The organism is Arthrobacter rhombi, assembly GCF_039526245.1.
In the GTDB taxonomy this organism is placed as follows: domain Bacteria; phylum Actinomycetota; class Actinomycetes; order Actinomycetales; family Micrococcaceae; genus Arthrobacter_H; species Arthrobacter_H rhombi.
In genome coordinates, this window is the sequence record NZ_BAAAIV010000005.1 from 163,053 (window position 1) to 183,091 (window position 20,039).

The 20,039-nt window shown below is 62.3% G+C and carries 18 protein-coding genes; 14 read left to right on the top strand and 4 right to left on the bottom strand.

The features are described from left to right. Window positions 1–34: 34 nt before the first annotated feature. Window positions 35–529 (bottom strand): DUF3515 domain-containing protein, encoded by a 495-nt coding sequence (locus ABD088_RS05290; RefSeq protein WP_343900578.1) that lies wholly within the window; start codon window positions 527–529, stop codon window positions 35–37. Between the two features lie 66 nt (window positions 530–595). Between ABD088_RS05290 and ABD088_RS05295 the strand changes: the two genes are divergently transcribed. Genes ABD088_RS05295 through rsmD form a run of 4 tightly spaced genes read left to right on the top strand, consistent with a single transcriptional unit; the run spans window position 596 to window position 5,400 of the window. Continuing rightward, entirely contained in the window at window positions 596–1,627 is a 1,032-nt protein-coding gene (locus ABD088_RS05295) for an LCP family protein (protein ID WP_343900579.1), read from the top strand. 22 nt (window positions 1,628–1,649) lie between these two features. Beyond that, window positions 1,650–2,612 (top strand): DAK2 domain-containing protein, encoded by a 963-nt coding sequence (locus ABD088_RS05300; protein ID WP_343900580.1) that lies wholly within the window; start codon window positions 1,650–1,652, stop codon window positions 2,610–2,612. Beyond that, window positions 2,605–4,824 (top strand): ATP-dependent DNA helicase RecG, encoded by a 2,220-nt coding sequence (locus tag ABD088_RS05305; RefSeq protein ID WP_343900581.1) that lies wholly within the window; start codon window positions 2,605–2,607, stop codon window positions 4,822–4,824. Before ABD088_RS05300 ends, ABD088_RS05305 begins: the two co-directional genes overlap by 8 nt. 6 nt (window positions 4,825–4,830) lie before the next feature. After that, the gene (gene rsmD / locus ABD088_RS05310; RefSeq protein WP_343900583.1) at window positions 4,831–5,400 is read left to right on the top strand and encodes a 16S rRNA (guanine(966)-N(2))-methyltransferase RsmD; all 570 of its coding nucleotides are present in this window, start codon (window positions 4,831–4,833) and stop codon (window positions 5,398–5,400) included. Here rsmD and ABD088_RS05315 read toward each other — a convergent pair. Together ABD088_RS05315 and ABD088_RS05320 are read right to left on the bottom strand one after the other, a co-directional pair. Next, a complete protein-coding gene (locus ABD088_RS05315) occupies window positions 5,377–6,168 on the bottom strand; it encodes a spermidine synthase (RefSeq protein WP_343900585.1) in 792 nt (263 codons plus the stop codon). The genes rsmD and ABD088_RS05315 overlap by 24 nt on opposite strands. Then, a complete protein-coding gene (locus tag ABD088_RS05320; protein WP_343900586.1) occupies window positions 6,165–7,373 on the bottom strand; it encodes an aminotransferase class I/II-fold pyridoxal phosphate-dependent enzyme in 1,209 nt (402 codons plus the stop codon). The genes ABD088_RS05315 and ABD088_RS05320 overlap by 4 nt, the downstream gene beginning before the upstream one ends. 78 nt (window positions 7,374–7,451) lie before the next feature. On the opposite strand from ABD088_RS05320, the gene coaD reads away from it, so the two are divergent. From coaD to ABD088_RS05370, 10 genes are all read left to right on the top strand, one after another. Continuing rightward, a complete protein-coding gene (gene coaD / locus ABD088_RS05325) occupies window positions 7,452–7,925 on the top strand; it encodes a pantetheine-phosphate adenylyltransferase (protein WP_343900587.1) in 474 nt (157 codons plus the stop codon). A 44-nt stretch (window positions 7,926–7,969) separates the two neighbouring features. Further along, window positions 7,970–8,872, top strand: a complete 903-nt coding sequence (galU, locus tag ABD088_RS05330; protein ID WP_343900588.1) for a UTP--glucose-1-phosphate uridylyltransferase GalU — start codon at window positions 7,970–7,972, stop codon at window positions 8,870–8,872. A gap of 137 nt (window positions 8,873–9,009) precedes the next feature. Then, window positions 9,010–10,062, top strand: coding sequence for an LCP family protein (locus ABD088_RS05335; RefSeq protein WP_343900590.1), 1,053 nt, complete (start codon window positions 9,010–9,012; stop codon window positions 10,060–10,062). 13 nt (window positions 10,063–10,075) lie between these two features. Beyond that, on the top strand, window positions 10,076–10,921 hold the full coding sequence (locus ABD088_RS05340; RefSeq protein WP_343900591.1) for an ABC transporter permease: 846 nt from the start codon (window positions 10,076–10,078) through the stop codon (window positions 10,919–10,921). 229 nt (window positions 10,922–11,150) lie between these two features. Beyond that, complete coding sequence (locus ABD088_RS05345) at window positions 11,151–11,906, top strand: ABC transporter ATP-binding protein (RefSeq protein WP_343900752.1); 756 nt, start codon at window positions 11,151–11,153, stop codon at window positions 11,904–11,906. Next, window positions 11,906–12,973 carry a glycosyltransferase family 2 protein gene (locus tag ABD088_RS05350; RefSeq protein ID WP_343900593.1) on the top strand — a complete coding sequence of 356 codons (1,068 nt, stop codon included), beginning with the start codon at window positions 11,906–11,908 and terminating at the stop codon, window positions 12,971–12,973. The genes ABD088_RS05345 and ABD088_RS05350 overlap by 1 nt, the downstream gene beginning before the upstream one ends. Beyond that, entirely contained in the window at window positions 12,970–13,791 is an 822-nt protein-coding gene (locus ABD088_RS05355) for a CDP-alcohol phosphatidyltransferase family protein (RefSeq protein WP_343900595.1), read from the top strand. Before ABD088_RS05350 ends, ABD088_RS05355 begins: the two co-directional genes overlap by 4 nt. A gap of 66 nt (window positions 13,792–13,857) precedes the next feature. Then, on the top strand, window positions 13,858–14,712 hold the full coding sequence (locus ABD088_RS05360; RefSeq protein WP_372710693.1) for a glycosyltransferase family 2 protein: 855 nt from the start codon (window positions 13,858–13,860) through the stop codon (window positions 14,710–14,712). A 97-nt stretch (window positions 14,713–14,809) separates the two neighbouring features. Further along, window positions 14,810–15,271 (top strand): glycerol-3-phosphate cytidylyltransferase, encoded by a 462-nt coding sequence (gene tagD / locus ABD088_RS05365; protein WP_343900597.1) that lies wholly within the window; start codon window positions 14,810–14,812, stop codon window positions 15,269–15,271. A gap of 78 nt (window positions 15,272–15,349) precedes the next feature. Then, window positions 15,350–16,777, top strand: a complete 1,428-nt coding sequence (locus ABD088_RS05370) for an SDR family NAD(P)-dependent oxidoreductase (protein ID WP_343900599.1) — start codon at window positions 15,350–15,352, stop codon at window positions 16,775–16,777. A gap of 15 nt (window positions 16,778–16,792) precedes the next feature. Here ABD088_RS05370 and ABD088_RS05375 read toward each other — a convergent pair whose 3' ends face one another. Beyond that, the gene (locus ABD088_RS05375) at window positions 16,793–19,975 is read right to left on the bottom strand and encodes a CDP-glycerol glycerophosphotransferase family protein (RefSeq protein ID WP_343900600.1); all 3,183 of its coding nucleotides are present in this window, start codon (window positions 19,973–19,975) and stop codon (window positions 16,793–16,795) included. Window positions 19,976–20,039 lie beyond the last annotated feature (64 nt).

The window sequence follows — 20,039 nt, forward strand, 5'->3', positions numbered from 1 at the left end:
GCGCCCACTCGTTGGTCCTGGAAAGCTTGGCAACCTACGGCAGGTCCTCGGACTTGCTGAGGTTGGTGCACTGACCCTCCGCAGGAATCCGTTCCGCGGCGCTGGAAAGCTGCGTGAGGACGGAACTTGAGGGGACCTCGTTGGGGTTGAAAAGTACCTCGGTGGCCGGTGTCCGGCCGTAGGTCGTCAATGTCCAGGCCACGTCGCCTTCCTTGGCCACCCAATCAACGCCGTTGACGGACACGCAGGGGTCGGTGGTGGGACCTGGAACATTCACTCCACATCGGAGGATGATCTTCGACGGATCACCCCAGACTGCTGTTGCCTGGCTGGTGGTGTCCCGCAATTTGTAGCCAGCGAGGTCATCCGGCATCGTCACCATCATGTCGGCACACCGCGGGTTCGACGCGTCACCTGCGGATTCTACATTGGCCGGGGATGAACACCCGGCCAGTGCCAGACCAGAACAGAGAAGGACCAGGGCAGAAATCGCCCGGCGGCGGGCAGGAAGATCAACAGGCAAACGCACCCATCCACTGTATCGCGTCTGGTCACCGCTAGTATGGTACCGCTAGCATGGCTACGAAAGGCTGACATGTCCGAAGAGAACATGGATTACGACTACGGGCAACCGGAGCGCAAAAAGAAGCATCCGGTCCGGGCGACCATCATCACTCTGTTGTCCCTCGTGGTCATTGCGGCGGTCATCGCGGGTGGCTATCTTTTCACCTTGGCGAAGAGCTTCGACGACAAAAGCCAGAAGATCGAATCGGCGTTTCCAGCCGAGACGCAGCGTCCCCAGAAGAAAGATGATGGCTCCAAGAACATCCTGTTGCTGGGGAGTGATTCCGGTGGCGGCTCGGGCGAGAAGGAAAACCTGAACGGGGTTCCAAACGCTGGACGCTCTGACACGATCATGCTGGTCCACGTACCGGCAGACCGAAAAGGCGTATTCGTCACCTCGATCATGCGCGATACCTGGGTGCCGATCCCGGGCAAGGGAACCCACAAAATCAATGCAGCCTTCTCCTATGGCGGCGTCCCCCTGGCGGTTCAAACCATTGAAACGCTGCTGGACACGCGAATCGATCATGTGGCGTCCGTTGACATGAAAGGTTTCAAGGGCCTGACGGAAGCCATTGGCGGTGTCGACGTCAACGTCCCGTCGAGTTTCACTTCAGGATATGGACATTACGACTTCACTCAAGGGCAGACCCATCTAGAGGGCGACAAGGCCCTGGCGTTTGTTCGTGAGCGAAAGTCATTCAAGGACGGCGACTACCAGAGAGTCAAGAACCAGCAGAGTTTCATCAAGGCCGTGGTGGCGAAGCTGATGACTCCAGAAACCTTGGCGAACCCTTCCAAGCTCTCTGACGTTGTCAATGAGATCTCCCCTTACGTTGCCGTGGACGATAGCTTTGGAGCTGCCGAGGTGGGCAAACTCGGGGTGTCACTCGCCGGGGTCCGCAGCAAGGACATGCATTTCTTTACCCTGCCAAACCTTGGTACCGGACGTTCGTCCGACGGACAATCCATCGTGGTCCCCGACGACGATGCCATCAAGGAACTGGCAACCGCGCTGGGCGACGACAACGTCGACCAATTCGTGCAATCGCACGGCCTCTAACTGTCCCGTGAGGGGAACTAACATGACCGGCAAAATCGCCACGGGAGTGGCTGCGGCTGCAGGCTGGCTGGAGTCCATGGTGAGTTCGCTGGCCAATCACAGCGATCGGCTGGATGCCATCAATATTTTCCCGGTGGCTGACGGCGACACGGGATCCAACCTCTACCTCACGGCCCGCACCGCGCACGACGCGATCTCCGTTTTGCAGACCGATGACCTCGGCGAATTCCTGGCCACGGCTGGTCGTGCCGGGATGGAATCGGCTCGCGGCAACTCCGGGACCCTGCTGGCCGTGTACCTCATCGGATTCTCCGAGCCGCTGCGCGGACACCAACGCCTGAGCGGTCCATTGCTCGCCTCCGCTCTCGAACGAGGGCGCGTCCGTGCCTGGTCGGCCTTGAGCGATCCGGTACCGGGCACGATGCTCTCGGTGGCGGCTGCTGCTGCCCGTGCCGCAGGCGAGGTCATCTCCACGTCGACGGCCGACTCATCCAGCCGTGCACATCTCCGAGAAGTCCTCGATGCCGTCCACGCGGCCGCATTGACGTCCGTGGTCAGCACCGAGAGCCAGCTCGGTCCGTTGACGAACGCCCGGGTGGTCGACGCCGGGGCCGTCGGGATGATGCTCGTGATCGACACACTCCATGCGGCAGTCACGGGAGAACCCCTCGATGAGTCCCGCTATACGCCACTTCATGGTTATGGCATCCAAGATCCGCACATCCATGCTGCCACTACCGCGGAGGAGGGGGTAGAGGTCATGTGCACCATCGCCCTCGATGCCCTCGAGGCGGCGACGTTAAGGGCCCGCTTGGACGCCATCGGGACATCCGTGGTGATGAGTGCTGTCAGTGACGGAGCCGATGGCTACCGGTGGCGCGTCCATGTCCATGTCCCCCAGGCGGACGATGCCCTCGGAGCCATCCGCCAAGCCGGTGACCCGGTCAATATTTCAGTTACGGACCTGTACACCCACGATGCCTGAATCGACCGCATTCGGCCCGGCCACCCCACTTCGGAATGCCGTGGGCGAGAAGTCAGCCAGCTCCGTCCACAAGGCGTTTGGATACGAAACGTGCGGAGACTTGCTGCATCACTTTCCCCGCCGCTATCTTGACGTCGGCGAGCTGACCCGCATCGTGGAGTTGCCACTGGGTGAACCCGTGACGATCGTGGCCCGGGTCGTCACCTCGGAACAGCGCAGGATGCAACGTCGCAAGGGCATGCTCTTGCAGGTCACCGTCGAGGACGAACTCGGCCAGGCCCATGGTCGCCTGACCATGACCTTCTTCAACGGCTACAAGGCGGCCAAGGACCTGGTTCCCGGAACAGTGGCCATGTTCAGCGGCAAAGTCGGGATGTACCGGCACGCGCTCCAGCTCGCCCAACCCGAATATGCGCTGCTGGACACGGCCGAGGAGGCAGACCCCCGGCCCATCCCGATCTATCCCGCTACCGCGGCGGTCCCCAGCCAGACACTGCGCGCCATGATGGCCCTGGTCCTGGCTGGCGTTGATGCCGACACCTACCCCGACCCGGTCCCGGGTTTCCTCCGGGCGAGACACCAGCTGCCCGAGTTGGCCCGCGCGCTGCACACGGTCCACGACCCGGAGACCGTGGGCGAAGGCGAAGCCGCCAAGAACCGGTTCCGCTACGACGAGGCCCTCGTACTGCAGTCGGCCCTGGCCGAACGTCGCGCCCATCGATTCCGACAACCGGCGACCGCACGTGTCGGGGGCATGGATGGGATCCTGAACCGGTTCGAGGACTCGCTGCCCTTCGCACTCACCGAGGGACAGGTCACCGCAGGGCTGGAGATCTCAGCCGACCTGGCCCGAGATCGGCCCATGAACCGGCTCCTTCAAGGTGAAGTCGGTTCCGGCAAGACCATCGTCGCCCTGCGCGCCATGCTCCAGGTCATTGATTCTGGAGGACAGACTGCCCTGATGGCACCGACAGAGGTCTTGGCTCAACAGCACTACGCATCCATCTCGCGTATGCTCGGGCCCCTTGGCCGTGGTGGCCAGTTAGATGGCGACTCGGATGGCACGCGGGTGGACCTGCTCACCGGGTCGATGCCAGCTGCCCGCCGTAAGGAGGTCCTGCTGCGTGTGGCGTCCGGTGAGACCGGGATCGTCATCGGTACCCATGCCTTGCTCTCCGACAATGTGTTCTTCGCCGAGCTCGGCTTGGTCGTCGTCGATGAACAACACCGCTTCGGTGTCGAGCAGCGCGACACCTTGAGGGCCAAGGGAAAACTGCAACCCCACATGCTGGTGATGACGGCTACCCCGATCCCGCGGACCGTCGCCATCACAGCATTCGGAGACTTGGAGATCAGTAGCCTCTCCGAGCTGCCGTCGGGCAGGGCACCTATCAGCACATATCTGGCAAACCTCTACGACGACAGGTACCGGGACCGGATGTTCGCGCTGATGCGCGAGGAAGTTGAGAAGGGCCACCAGGTCTATCTGGTGTGTCCGCGCATCACGGAGCAGGCTAGTGAAGAGGACATGGCTGCTGAGGCGCCAGGGGAGCGCGGCACGGAAAACGACGACGGCATGCCGGACTCTCCGACACCGCCCAAGGCCACCGTCGAGGAGATGTTTGAACGCATCAGCACCATGCCCTTGTTCTCCGGCATCCGCGTCGGCATGCTGCACGGACGGATGTCCGCCGAGCAAAAGGCAGAAGCTATGTCCGGCTTCGAATCGGGGGAGACCGGCATCCTGGTGTCCACCACGGTCATCGAAGTCGGCGTTGACGTCCATAACGCCACCGCCATGATCATCTTGGACGCGGATTCCTTTGGAGTCTCCCAGCTGCATCAACTTCGTGGTCGCGTGGGCCGCGGCGGGTTGCCCGGCACCTGCCTGCTGGCCACCTGGCTGCCACCCGGACATCCCTCCCGCAGGCGATTGGAGGCGGTGGCCGCGACCACCGACGGATTTGCACTGGCGGAAGTCGACCTTGCCGAACGCCGGGAGGGTGACGTCCTGGGGTCCCGGCAGTCCGGGGGACAGAACACCCTGAAGATCCTCCGGGTGGTCCGCGATCGCCGGGTCATCGAAGCCGCCCGCATCGATGCGGAGGAGATTGTCGCCAGCAGCGGTGGGATGGCGGCACATCCTGGGTTGGTGGCCATGGTCCACAGTTGGGTGGACGAGGATATGCAGGCATTTCTGGAACGAGGATAGGCGAACGTGGGACGGATTATTGCTGGGGCAGCCGGTGGGCTAAGCCTCAAGTCGGTGCCGGGTGACGCGACCCGGCCTACCACCGACCGTGTCAAGGAAGCGCTTTTTTCCCGGTTGGAAAGCCGGGATGAACTGGACGGCTCCCGTGTCCTGGACCTCTACGCTGGATCGGGCGCACTCGGAGTGGAGGCGGCGAGCCGCGGAGCTCGCGCTGTCGTCCTAGTTGAGCAGGCACCCAAGGCGATTGGCATCTGCCAAGCCAACGCGTCCCTGGTGAACAAACTGCTGCGCTCCGACACCGTGACTGTCCGACGCGGAACGGTGAACACCTTCCTCGCCGCGGAAACGGAGACAGGCAGGGGCTGGGATCTGGTATTCATGGACCCGCCCTACCCGTTGACCGAGGATGAACTGGCCACAACGCTGCAGTCCCTGGTGCCGCTCCTGAATGTGGGGGCGCTCGTTGTGTTGGAACGCTCCAGCCGGTCGCCAGAACCAGTGTGGCCAGATGGGTTGGTGGCGGTGTCGTCGAAAAAGTACGGCGAAACCATCCTATGGTTTGCGGAACCCGTCTAGTTCGATGCCGGTCAGCACACTGCCGGGATGTGGGCCGAGAGCCCGCAGGGCATTGATCCGCTCCGCATCCCATGGCGTGTCGGTTCCCATCAGAATGAAGTTCCCTGGATAGTTGCGGTCAAACAGCTCTGTCGGCGCAGCAACGGTGACCTGTTGGAACGTTTCCTCCATGGCAGATATTTGCTGGCGCAGGAAGGCCAGAGGCGGATCATCACCCACATTCACCAAGGCAATGCCGCCGGGAGTCAGACCCCTCTGGATCTCGAGATGGAATTCGTCTGCGCGCAGATGCTCGGGGGCATCGGCTCCGGCGAAGACGTCCAGGACGACGGCCTCGAATCTCTCGCCGGCAAGCTCGTCAGCGAGGACCTCCCGGGCATCGCCGATGACTAGCCGAATCCTGGCTTCAGCAGGTACCGGGAGAGTGTCGAGGACGAATCCAAGCAGTTCACGTTCGGAGTCGACGGCCACTTGTTCGCTTCCCGGGCGCGTCGACTCCAAGTAACGGGCCAACGTCAACGCTCCCGCTCCCAGGTGTAGGACCTTCAGCGGGGCGTCGGGCTCCGCGAGGAGGTCCAGGTGGTTGGCCAGCCGGCGTAGATACTCGTAAAAGATGTCGGCGGGGTTGTCGAGGTTGACGTGTGATTGCTCGGCCCCGCCAATTGAAAGTACCCATGCCCCGGGCACCCATGCGTCCGGTTCGATGTGTGCGTGTTCCCCGACACCGGCCAGCCACCGCCGTTGCATATTGCCGTGCGGCCGACTCACGCGAGTCGCGCCTGTGGGAGGCCGGCCAGGCGTCGGGTTGCTTCGGTGAGGACATCGCGCCGCTTGCAGAAGGCGAAGCGCATCAGCGTTCGAGTTGCCTCGGCGCCCTCGTCGTGGCAGAAGACCGACAGGGGTATGCCGGCGACTCCGATGGCCTCCGGCATCCGGCGGGCCAGGTCCGCGGCGTCGTCGAATCCGAGCGGGGCAACATCGGCGACCACGAAGTATGTTCCCCGGGGACGGTAAACGGCCATCCCTGAGGCCTCCAGGCCGTCGGCCAGCTGTGTGCCGCGTTCGCCCAAGTCTGCGGCGAAGTCCGCGTAGTAGCTGTCTGGAAGTTGGAGTGCCTGGGCCACGGCCGGCTGGTACGCGGGACCTGAACTGTAGCTCAGGAACTGCTTGACGGTGCGTACCGCCGCAATGAGGTCCTCCGGGCCAGTGGCCCATCCGACCTTCCATCCGGTGAAGGAAAAGGTCTTGCCGGCAGAGGAGATGGTGATGGTTCGGTCCCACGCTCCGTCGACGGATGCCACGGGAACATGGGGATTGCCAAAGGTCAGGTGCTCATACACCTCGTCGGAGACGATGATGGCGTCATGGCGGTTGGCGAGCTCCACGATCTGCTCGAGGACATCACGCCCAAAGACCGTGCCGGTGGGGTTGTGGGGGTTGTTGAGTAGGATCATGCGCGTGTTGGCGGTGATGGCCCCTTCCAAGTCAGCCGGATCAGGCTGGAAGTCGGGAGTCCTCAGGGGCACTGTTCGGTGGATGCCCCCGGCCAGGGCGATGGTCGCACCGTACGAGTCGTAGAAGGGCTCGAAGGTCAGGACCTCATCGCCAGGGTTGACGAGGGCCAGGACCGAGGCCGCGATGGCCTCGGTGGCACCTGTGGACACCACCACGCCGGTTCCCGGATCTGGGGAGAGGCCGTAGAAGTGTTGCTGGTGCCCGGCGATGGCCTCTCGCAGTTCGGCGATGCCAGCCCCTGGAGCATATTGGTTGTGCCCGGAGCGGATGTTCATGGCAGCTGCTTCGGCCATGAACTCCGGCCCGTCGGTATCGGGAAATCCTTGTCCCAGGTTGATGGCGTCATGTCGCCCTGCGAGCACGGTGATCTCCTCGAAGATCGTGGCTGCTAGGTGACCGTCGCTGCCGAGAAGATTCGCACCCTGTGCTGTGCGCTGCCAAGGAAAACTAGGGGACATGGGCACCAGTATGACAAGGACACGACCCAGGTGACGATTATTGCCGACCATCGTCGTCGTGATTGGTAGATTGCAGGTATGCGCCGAGCCGTCTGCCCAGGATCCTTCGATCCCATCCACAAGGGCCACGTGGAAATCATTGCCCGAGCCAGCAACCTCTTCGACGAGGTGGTGGTGGCGGTATCGACCAACTATGCCAAAAAGTACCGGTTCGACCAGGAAGAGCGCATCGCGATGGCCAGTGAAACCGTCTCCGGGCTGGCCGGGATCACGGTGGTGCCCATGGGTGATGGCCTGCTGGCGGACTTCTGCCGCGAGGTAGGTGCCGACGCGATCGTGAAAGGACTCCGGTCGGTCGTGGACTACCAGTACGAGATCCCCATGGCCGCAATGAACCGGCATCTGACGGGTGTTGAGACCGTTTTCCTTGCGGCCGACAACCGTTACGCGCATCTTTCCTCGAGCCTGATCAAGGAGGTCCAGGCACTGGGAGGCGACGTGGACGAATACTTGCCGCGCTCCGTGGTCAACCGGTTCCGCAATGGACGGTGACGTTTTGTCCATTAGCTGGCGTCTGATCTTGTAAAGTCAGTCCCATGACTGAGACCACGCGCATCACGAAGGCAGTGATCCCCGCTGCGGGATTGGGGACCCGCTTCTTGCCAGCCACCAAGGCCATGCCCAAGGAAATGCTTCCGGTGGTGGACAAGCCAGCCATCCAATACGTCGTTGCCGAGGCCTCAAAGGCCGGATTGAGCGATGTCTTGATGATCACCGGCCGCAGCAAACGGGCGTTGGAGGACCACTTTGACCGGGTTCCCAGCCTCGAGGCAGTGCTTGCGGACAAGGGCGACACGAAGAAACTGGACTTGGTCCAAGAGGCCACCGCACTCGGTGACATCCACTACGTTCGCCAGGGCGATCCCCAGGGGCTCGGCCACGCGGTCCTCTGCGCCAAACTACATGTCGGAAACGAGCCCTTCGCCGTCTTGCTCGGCGATGACCTCATCGACGAACGCGATGAACTACTCAGCGAGATGATCCGCGTACAGCAGGAAACCGGCGGTTCGGTCATTGCCGTGATGGAGGTCGAACCGTCGCAGATCGGCGCCTACGGTTGTGCCGACGTCACCGCCGTTGACGGCCAGGACTACGTACGAGTCAACGGCCTGGTGGAAAAACCGGATCCGGCAGACGCCCCGTCCAACCTCGCAGTCATCGGACGATATGTCCTTCATCCCTCGGTCTTCGAAGTCCTGGAACAGACGAAGCCCGGCCGCGGAAACGAGATCCAGCTCACGGACGCCTTGCAGGAGCTGGCAGCCAGCGACGCGCCGGGCGGTGGCGTCTACGCCGTCGTCTTCCGCGGGCGGCGCTATGACACGGGAGATAAACTGAGCTATATCAAGGCAGTGATCTCCCTGGCGGCGGAACGCGAGGACCTCTGTGGCGACTTGGTGCCGTGGCTGAAGGACTTCGTGGCGGACCTGGACCGCTAGACTTCAGTCACCGCAGGTGCACAGCCGGTTCCCAGTCCAGGGATCTAGAATGGCTGACGCACTATCAACTATTTGAATGGGTCGACCTTTCGTGTTTTGTCTGACGGCGGCACGGATGCGTCCCCACGGGAGACCACTTGAACAGCACGACGCCGGAACCGGGGCATGTCCCGCGCCGCATGGCATCCCCGAAGAAGCATCGGGCACGAGCAGTAATCCTTGTCGTCGTTTCCGTTGTCGTCGTCGCTGCTGTCGTAGCCGGCGGGTATATCTTTACGCTCGCCAACACCTTTGACGGGAAAACCGAAACTCTGGCGTCGGCGTTCCCCGATGAAGGTGGTCGCCCGGTCAAGGACCCCGGAGACTCATCCATGAACATCCTGCTCATGGGCGCGGACTTTGGTGGCGCCAACCAGGTCACTGGTGATGTGATCGAGCATGGAGGCACTGGCCAGCGGTCGGACACCATGATGCTGGTCCACGTGCCGGCAGATCGCAAGGGTGTTTATGTCATGTCGGTGATGCGTGACACCTGGCTGGATATCCCAGGGCACGGGCAGAACAAGATCAATTCCGCCATGGCGTTCGGGGGAGTTCCGCTCGTCGTGCAGACCTTTGAAGGGCTCTTCGGCACGAAGATCGATCATGTCGCAGTGGTTGACTTCCAAGGATTCCGGGACCTGACGACGGCGTTGGGCGGCGTCAAGGTGAAAAACGACATCGCTTTCACTGCCAACGACACCGACTATTACTACCCCGTCGGAGAGCTGAACCTCGAAGGTGACCGGGCCTTGCGGTTCGTCCGCGAACGCAAGTCGTTCGTCGACGGGGACTACCAACGGGTGAAGAACCAGCAGAAGTTCCTCAACGCCGTGATCGACAAGATGCTGGCCGCACAGACCCTCACCAACCCGGGAACGCTATACCAGGTCATCGACAAGGTCTCTCCCTATCTCACCCTCGACGATTCCTTCGATGCACAGACCATCGCCGGCCTGGGGCTTCAGCTGAAGAACATCCGTTCCAACGATGTTCATTCCTTTACGCTTCCGACCGCGGGCGAGTCCCGTTCAGCGGACGGCCAGTCCATTGTGCTGGAGGACAAGCAAGCGGTCGAAAATGTGGGGAAGGCATTACGCTCGGATAAGATGGATTCTTACTTCGATAACCTTGAGACCCCAACAAAATGAGGAGCAAAAGCGCATGACGGTGGTCAGTTCCGTCAGCCCTGAAGGGCTCCATCGAGTCGGCGCGCGTCCGAAACTCGTCCCCTACATTCAGCAGGCATGGGGCAGGCGCGATTTCGCCTACGAATTGGCACGCAGCCGGATCGAGGCCAGCAATGGCCGAAATAGGCTGGGGATGTTGTGGGTAGTCCTCAAACCAACCCTGAATGCCCTGATGTACGGCGCGATCTTCGGGATCCTTCAAGGGGCCAGCAAGCCGCCGGGATTCCCGATGTACGTCGTCATCGGTGTCTTTCTGTTCGAATTTTTCAGCCAGTCGATGAGCCAAGGTGCCAGGTCGATCACCGGAAACACGGCCTTGGTTCAATCGTTGTCGTTCCCACGCATTACGCTTCCGTTGTCGGTAGTGCTCCAACAACTGCTCACGTTGGCCCCAATGCTGGGTGTCATGTATGTCTATTGTTTGATTCTTGGCGCCCAACTCAGTTGGAGCTGGCTTCTCGTCCTACCTCTCGTTGCTATTTTTGCGCTTTTCAATACCGGTGTAGCTCTTGTCTGCGCACGTCTGACGGTTCACGTCCGCGATCTGACTCATCTTTTGCCGCTGTTGACTCGCGTTCTCTTTTACACCTCTGGCGTGCTGTTCTCGGTGGACCGGATTCTCAAGATGTTCCCCGTGATGGTCACCTTGTTCGATTTCCATCCGATTTACCAGACATTGCAAATCGCCAGGGGTTGCATCATGGGAACTGCGTACCCGGTGGAGTATTGGGCTTTTCTCTCCGTCTGGTCGGTCCTCATGCTGGCCTTCGGTATCATCTTCTTCTGGAAAGCCGAGGAGCGCTATGGGCGAGTCGACTAGTTTTGATGAATTGATTCGCCCGCGTCGTCCCGTTTCGGGCGCCGCGCGGAGGGCAACCGAGGGTCCTGCTGAAAGGCGGTCGGATCAGGTGGTTCCTGGAGAGGAACCAGCCGCAGGACAACGCAAGCACGGGGAAAGCCGCACGACGACGGAAGCCGCTCCAGCGGAGAATACTCGAAAGTCCAACGCAACTGCCCGCAGTGAAGCCAGGGACCAAGCCGATGCCGCCTTGGCGGGCGGCGCCGATGGCGGAAGAAAGCCAGTAGTCGTGGTGGAAGACCTTCACGTACGTTACAAGGTGTATTCCAGCGGAAAATCAGCCGGTTCTGCTGGTGGCAGGCGGCTAATGACGACCACGCGGGGACTACGCGAAGTCCATGCAGTTAAAGGCGTCTCTTTCACTGCCTATGAGAATGAATCCATCGGCGTCATCGGATCGAATGGTTCAGGAAAATCCACGTTGATGCGCAGCATTGTGGGCCTGACACCGCCGGCTTCAGGTGCCGTATATGCGTCCTCCAGGCCAAATATGCTTGGAGTTGGAGCCGCGCTGATTCCCGACTTATCGGGAGACAAAAACATCACCCTGGGCGGGTTGGCACTGGGATACAACCGCAAGGAAATCGAGCAGATGCGACGCGATATCGTCGAATTCGCGGAGCTCGAGGACTTCATCGACCTACCGATGCGCACGTACTCGTCGGGAATGTCGGCCCGCCTAAAGTTTGCCATCGCCGCTTCAAAACAACACGAGATCCTCATCGTAGATGAGGCGTTGGCCGTCGGTGACGCACGCTTCCGTCAGCGTAGCGAGGCCCGCATCCGGGAAATTCGGGAACAGGCCGGTACGGTCTTCCTGGTATCCCACTCCATGAAGTCGATTCTTGATACGTGCAACCGGGTCATCTGGCTCAACAAGGGGGTCCTCGAGATGGATGGCCAGGCGAAGGAAGTCGTCAAGGCATATCAGGAATCAAAGAAGTAATGCCGGGTGAACCCCTGCCCTCGGTCTGCTATGTCATGCCGGTGCTCAACGAAGCAGAATATATCCGGGATGCGGTCGAGGGCATCTTGTCACAGCGTTATGGGGGTGCGAAGGAAATAGTCCTGGCCCTCGGGCCGAGCGTGGACGGGACCACCGGAGTGGTTCGGGAAATGGCGGCGACGGATGCGCGGATCAGATGGGTGGAGAATCCCAAAGGTCGGACACCGATCGGATTAAATCTAGCGATCAAGGCGTCAACTGCGCCGATCATCGTTCGCGTCGACGCCCATAGTATTTTGGACTTGGATTACACCCAACGTGGTGTAGCTACGCTCTCGAGAACGGGAGCAGCGGATGTCGGCGGACGAATGGATGCCAGGGGAAGGAACCCACTCCAGCGCGCGGCTGCCGCGGCATACAATTCGCCCTTCGGATTGGGTGGTGCCGCTTACCATTCTGGTGCGCCTGATGGGCCAGCTGAATCTGCCTACTTGGGTATTTTTCGCCGTGAGATATTCGATCAAGTGGGGTTCTACGATGAGACCCTCTGGCGCGGTCAGGACTGGGAACTGTGTTTGCGGATCCGTAACGCTGGGGCTCATGTTTGGTTCGACCCGCAACTATCGGTTAGCTATTATCCGCGAGACCGCTTCCGTAGCCTGGGTTCACAGAGCTATGCAGCCGGGGTGTGGCGCGGCGAGTTGGCCCGCCGTTATCCCGAAGGGAGGTCATTGCGGCATTTTGTCCCGCCGGTGATGGCTGGAAGCACAGTGGCCGGGCTCGTCGCATGGTTGGTACCTGCGAAGAAACTTTCGCTGTTCGGCCGCATTGCCCTCCGGCTTGTTCGTGCGGCGCCATTGGTATATGCGGGCCTTGTCGGATCAGTTGCTTGCCGTGCAGATCTCGACACTCCAAAGGAGCGGGCATTGCTTGCAGGGGTTCTCCCCGCGATCCACTTTCCGTGGGCATGGGGATTCGTCAAGGGTCGACTGCAAGGTGCCGGCGAGACGGCAGATCGGAGTCGGCTAGCCAATTCGGCCGCCAGTAGGGGAGGGGATCTCCGGTGACGCCGACACATATCCGACCCCGCAGACCGACTCTGGAACAGCTGCGCGCTGTCTGCCAGCCACCGGAAGTCCGAGCCCGACGCAATGCCGAGCACTGGACTGCCGAGCTCTACCTGCGCCATATCTCGATCTACCTCACGGCATTACTCATCCGCACCCCCATTTCCGCCAATGGTGTCACGGGGCTGATGATCCTCTCCGGGTGGGGAATGTCGGCCGCTTTGTTCATTCCCGGCATTTGGGGCCCCCTCCTTGCTGTCGTTCTCTCACAGCTCCAGTTGTACTTCGATTGCTGTGACGGTGAAGTGGCCCGTTGGCGGCAGACACAAGGGCCCAAGGGCATCTTCATCGACATGGTGGGCCACCACACCACGGAAGCGTTGCTGCCCATTGCCTTGGCTGCCCGGGTCGCCCTCGGACACAGACCCGATACCGCAGGTATGGACTATCAAATCCTGTTCATCGGCGCCATTGTCGCGCTTTTGCTGGTGCTAAACCGTTCGCTGAGCCTCATGGTCCACGCGGCCCGGGGGATGGCCGGTCTAGGTAAGTTGCCTGACACGGGGGAAGCTCGCGCCATCCCGTCCACCACGCTGCTGGGCAAGCTGCGCAAGGCCGCCCGGTTCCTGCCGTTCCACCGCCTGCTGCACGCCGTGGAATTGGGCCTGCTGATCCTGGTCGCGTCGATAGTTTCGGCCTTCATCGACCAACCCGGTACGGCGGAAAGTTGGATGCTGTGGGCTATGCTCCCAGTCACCGTCTTCGTCGCCCTGGGGCACTTCGTGGCCAGTATGGCCTCATCTCGACTTAGCGCCTAGGAGGCAGCATTGGCCCCCCGCGGCTCCACGACCACACCACCGACCATTGGCGTCGTCATCCTCACCATGGGTGACCGGCCGCAGGAGCTTCGGCGGGCTTTCGCTTCCCTGGAATTCCAGCTGGGTGCCGACATCGATGTTGCTGTGGTGGGAAACGGCTGGGACCCGGCCACCATGCCCGGTGGCCTTCCGGACGGCTTCACGCCGGTTTACTTGGAAGAGAACCTCGGCATTCCGGCAGGACGCAATGCGGGAGTGCCACACGTGAACGGGGAGTTCGTTCTCTTCCTTGACGACGATTCCTGGCTTCCCGACACGGATTTCCTCGCCGAGGCGGTCGCACGCTTCCGTAAATATCCGGACATGGGGATGTTGATGCCGCGGATCGCCGATCCCGACGACCTTGAGTCGCCTCGTCGGTGGATTCCGCGGTTGAACAAGCGCACCGCAGAAGAGTCAAGCAATATCTTCCACGTGGGGGAGACCTGCCTGTTATTGCCGCGAGAGATCTTCGAGGAGACGCGCGGATGGGCTGGCGGGTTCTGGTACGCGCACGAAGGCATCGAGTTGGCGTGGCGGGTTTGGGACACCGGCCACCGGGTCTGGTACGCGGGTGATCTTAGGGTCTGCCACCCGGTCGTGGATCCACGTCGCCACGGTGAGTTCTATCGGCTGAACGCGCGCAATCGTGTGTGGTTGGCCCGACGGAACCTCCGCTGGCCTTTCAGCTGGGTGTACGTCGGTTCCTGGACGCTGATCAACATCATTAGGTTACGGAAAGACCGCAACGGATTGCGCCAGCACCTGTCCGGGCTGGTCTCCGGCTACCGGACCTCACCCTGGTACCAACAACCGCGCCCGAAGCTCAAGTGGAGCACCCACCTGCGGATGACGCTGGCCGGGCGGCCCCCGATCATTTGAGGTCCGGACCTCAAACACGGCCTGAACGGTGGGTAAACACCCAGAGCCGGTCGTCTAGGGTGGTGTTTAACAATTGCCATACGACGTCAGGTAACCCATGAGCAAAACTGTATTGACCTACGGCACCTTCGATCTTTTCCACATCGGCCACCTCAACATCCTGAAGCGGCTGAAGGAAAAAGGAGACCACCTCATCGTGGGCGTATCGACCGACGAGTTCAATGCCATCAAGGGCAAGAAGCCGATCGTCCCGTTCGAGCAGCGCATCGAAATCGTCAAGTCCATCCGCTACGTCGACGAGGCCATCCCAGAGGATAACTGGGCGCAGAAGCGCCAAGACATCGACAAATACGATGTCGACGTCTTCGGCATCGGCGATGACTGGCGGGGAAAGTTCGACGACCTCGAAGACCGGGTGGAAGTGGTGTACCTGCCCCGGACCAGCGGAATCTCCACCACGGAAATGAAGCGCGTCCTCAGCGCCTTCGACGAGCGCCATGTCTCTGAATTGAAGAAGACGCTGGACAGCATCAGCCAGATCGTCAAGGAACTGAGCTAACAGCGACCGGCAGACGACCACGCGCGGCCGGGGAGGCCCCGGCCCGGGAGCACCATAGACAAGGACGTACACGAGCACATGCGCAATGTAGGGGTAATTCTGGCCGGCGGGGTCGGCGAACGGGTGGGTTTGGGAATCCCGAAGCAGCTGATCAAGATCGCCGGTCGACCGATCATCGAGCACACCCTGGCCATCTTTGAGGACAACGCCTCCATCGACGAGATCATCGTCCTGATGACGCCTGGCTACCTCGACCATGTGCGGTCTATGGTCAAGAGGAACTCGTTCACCAAGGTGACGCAGGTCCTCGAAGGCTCGGGCACCCGCAACGACACTACCCAGGCTGCCCTGGCTGCCCTGGGCGAGGAGGACTGCAACGTCATTCTCCACGACGCGGTGCGCCCTCTGCTCTCCCAGCGGGTATTGGACGACGTCGTCGCTGCCCTCGGTGAATACGATGCAGTGGATGTAGCCATCCCCTCCGCCGACACCATCATCGAGGTCGACCCGGGGACTGGCAGCCTGCCAGTGATCCGGGACGTTCCACCACGTTCGGCCCTTCGCCGCGGGCAAACGCCGCAGGCGTTCAAGTTGAACACGCTGCGCCGCGCGTATGTCGGAGCCGGCCAGGACCCCGCGTTCGCCGCGACCGATGACTGCAGCGTGGTCCTGCGCTATTCCCCGGACGTCGCCATCGGCGTCGTGCCCGGCGAGGAGCGCAACATGAAAGTCACCGAGCCCATCGATATCTATATCGCGGATAAGCTCTTCCAGCTCTACAACGATGACGGCCGCCGCCTGCTGGAGGACGATGTGCTGCGTCGTGCCCTCGACGGAAAAGTCGCCGTGGTCTTCGGCGGGTCCTACGGGATCGGGGCCGACATCGCACAGTTGGCGGAGGCCTTCGGATGCACCGTGCGGACCTTCTCGCGCTCATCGACCAACACGCACGTCGACCGCCGTGAGGACGTCGTGGCGGCGCGCGACCAGGTGCTCGCCGAGCTGGGACGCATCGACTTCGTCGTCAACACGGCTGGCGTCTTGCCCCGGGGCCTGTTGCTGGAGGAAAGCGACGAGTCCGTCTACCAAGCCACTGAGATCAACTACCTCGGCCCCGTGTTCATCGCCCAGACCTTCCATGACGCCCTACAGGAGAGCCAAGGCTCCCTGTTGCTGTTCACGTCCAGCTCCTATACGCGCGGACGAGCCGGCTACAGCCTATACAGCTCTGCTAAGGCGGCCACGGTCAACCTGACCCAGGCCCTGGCCGACGAATGGGCCCAAGAAGGTATCCGGGTCAATTGCGTGAACCCGGAGCGCACCTCCACGCCCATGCGCACCAAGGCCTTCGGCGCCGAGGACCCCAGCACACTGCTGGAATCGGGCACCGTAGCCAGGACGTCGTTGGAGACCCTTATCGGCAGCCGGACGGGGCATGTGATCGATGTCCGAAAGGACGATCCCCTGTCCGCCCATTCGCTGCTGGGAGCCCAGGACGGCATCTAGCCGCCTCGGGCCAGCCTAGACGGTGGACAAGTCCAGGTCCGCGAGTCTGGGGACCACGGCGTCGCACCAGCCCACGGGTGCCGTGACGGGCGCTTTCGGCCCGGCGGCAGCCGTAGCCGCGCTGACGAGGATCCGTCGGCCAGCCTCCTCCTGCGTGGAGCCGAGGAGGGCCACTCCGACTGGCTCGGCGTCGGAGACCTGCACAACGGCGGAGAAGACGGCGTCGCCGAGTGCGCGGTGGACGTCGCGGCGGTGGGCCCGCCGGTAGATCGCTTCTTGCTCGGGGCCCGAGAAGCGTTGGCTGCGGTTGAACTGGTTGATGTTCCAGCGTTCCTCCAGCGAGACCACATGCGGACCGGCCCGGACCAGGCGTTGGACCTCATCCGGCAACCTCCCCAACTGCTCAAGACGTTCGGGGTGGTTGGCCAGGGCCCACCGGTCGAAGAGCACCGCAACGCGCCGACCCGCGGCACACAATTCCTCCGCGCGGGACAGCAGCTCCTCGGTGGCGGCACCCGGCGCGAAATCATGCCGGAACAACACCGGTGCCTCGGGGTCCCGTTGGACCTCGACTCGGTATTCGGTGGACTCGCCGAAGAAGAAATCGATGGCCCGAAGGGTCGCCTGGCCGTCCTCGAACGGCGCGAACGCGCGTCGGGCCTGGTCATGTCCTTCGGGATCGGCGATTCCGTGGGACAAAGCCCGACCCACACCTGCCGTGAGTTCGTCGATGGTGTGGGCAACCTCGCCGGGCATGTCTTCCAGGTCGAAGTAGAGGCCCCTTTCGGCAAGGTACTCCTCCAGATCGTAAGCGTAGAAGAGAATCGGCTTGCCCGCTCCCAAGAAGTCGAAGAAGATGCTCGAGTAGTCGGTCACCAGGACATCGGTCACTCCGAGGACGTCGTACGTGTCCAGACCGGCAGGAACAACTGTGACGCCCTCGATCGCGACCTCGCCCAAGACCCGCTCGGCGAGGTGGTGGGCCCGGAAGATGACGTGGGCATCCAGGGATCCGAGCGCGCTGAGATCCGTGATCAGCTGGTTCCGGTTGAAGTGCTTTTCGCCGGTGGTGCCCCGCCAGGTTGGGGCGTAGAAGACGATCTGTCGTCCGTCGTCGTCGAGGCCGAGGCTGGCCAGGATCCTGGCCCGTTCCGTGGCGCCGACGCGAAGCATCCGGTCGATGCGGGGGCTGCCCAGGCGTCCCACGCTTCCGGTGAAGAGCCCTTCCACCTCGTAGCGGCTGATCAGGCTGTCCTGGGTGTGCTCGTTCGGAGCTAGCACATGGGTGGCTTGCAAGAGGTTGCGGCTGACGTTGCCGTGCTGCATGAATCCCGAGGTGATGTCCTTGCCCATGCTTTTCAGCGGGGTCCCGTGCCAGGTGTTGAGGTACTTCTGACCGGGCCGCCGCACGAAGCAGTTCTGGAACGTGACATTCGATACCAGGAAACCCGCGGTCCCCAGGCACCGCCGGTATAGAGCAGAGCCACGACGCACGAGGCTAACCCGGGGATCCTGGGCCACGTCGTCGGGGACCTGGCAGCGGCCGTTCACCACCCAGGCAAACCGCAGGTTGTCGTAGGTGGGGTCCTCGCGCAGAGCCCGGTAGATCGCCGCAGGATTGCAGTCGATCTTGCTGCCTTGGTAGCTCTCGAACACGACCAGGTCCTCATCCAGCGGGTAGGCCTCACGGTATTCGACGTACTCCATCGCCTGGGCCTGCCACGGCTTGTCGAAATAGGTGTGCTTACCGAAGTCCACCGGTCGATGGAACCGCTCGACGTCCAGAAAGGATGCGATGGCTCTCGGTTCATCGCCGGCGGCCAACCGGGCCATGGCGAGACGGAAATGGTTCAATCCGTCTTGCGCCGCATCCTGGCGAACCACGGCCTCGAGCGCGCGAACGCCTTCGCTGGTCAACCCGTGTTCCATCAGGGCGAGACCACGTGCGGACAGGGCCTTCACATCATGCGCGACGACGGCATGTTCCAGACTGGCGCGATGCAGCGTTGCTTCGTACTCCGGGATCGGATGCCGGTCACGGGAGGTCCACTGCTGGGACGGGTCGTTGGGTCGTAGGTCCCGCAGAACGGCGACGGCTTCCTGATCGCGGCGGAGTGCATGCAAGCAGGATCCCAGCCGACTTCGCCACTTCGGGGCGGTCTCGGGATCCAGCCGCAATGCAGCTGCATAGGCATCGGCCGCACCGGCCACGTCGCCGGAACGCTCCCGAGCGAATCCCAGGCGCAGGTGCCGGCCGACGGATTCCGGTTCGGCGATGAGGGCACGGTAGTAGTGGCGTGTGGCCGCGTCCCAGGCATACTCCCGCTCACGGGCAAGCCCCGCCCGGTATTCGACGTCAGACGGGGTTTTCCCGCTGGCCAGGGTGTCTTCATAGAATCCGGCGGCCTGCTCCCAGAGTCCGTTCTGTTGGAAGTAGGCGCCGGCGCCGACCTTGGCCACGGCAGCGTCTGGCGAGCGCCGGACGGCCTCGGCCATCTGGGACGCCGCTTCACGGTCATTTCCGGCCTCCCTGAGCGCCCAGGCATGGTGGAACACAAGACCCACATCGTCGGGATCTAGCTCCCGTGCCCGGGCCAGGCTGGCCGCCGCTTCCTCCGGCTGCCCGGCGGACAGCTGCGCGAGTGCCAGCTGGAAATGGAGGACGGGGTCGTCCGGATGCCTGCTTGCCTCGCGGGAGAGCACATCAAGGCGGACCGCTGGGACATTTGCGGCCAGTGCCGTCTTGACGACGATGTGCGCAGACTCGACGGCGCGTGGTCCGGTCGTGCGATCGGCAGGAGCCGCGGCCTTGGATTGCTTTGCCGCGGTGGCGGCTGCCTTGGCTTGCGCCCGCTGGAGACGAGCCCGCCACTGGGGATTCTCCGGCGCCGATTCCAGTGCCCGAGCGTAGGCGGTAGCGGCATCCCCATGACGGCCGGCACGCTCGTAGAGTGCGCCCAAGCGGATCAGCCACTGGGGTTTGTCGTCTTGCAGTGCCACGGCCTGTTCTGTGTTCTCGAGCGCCTGCGAGAACCTCTCACACTTGAATTGGGCATGGCCCAAGAGATACAAGGCGGATGGCGTGGCCGACGAGGCCACGGCGAGTTCAAATTGGCGTTCGGCTTCGGGCCACTTGCCCAAACGGGCTAGGAGCCGGCCGCGGTGGATTCGGAGGTTGGCCACGGAAAGTTGGCTCATGGCTGATAGTACCTGCAGTTCTGGGCGTATCGGGGATGTGCAGAGGAGTGGAGTAGGGGCCCAA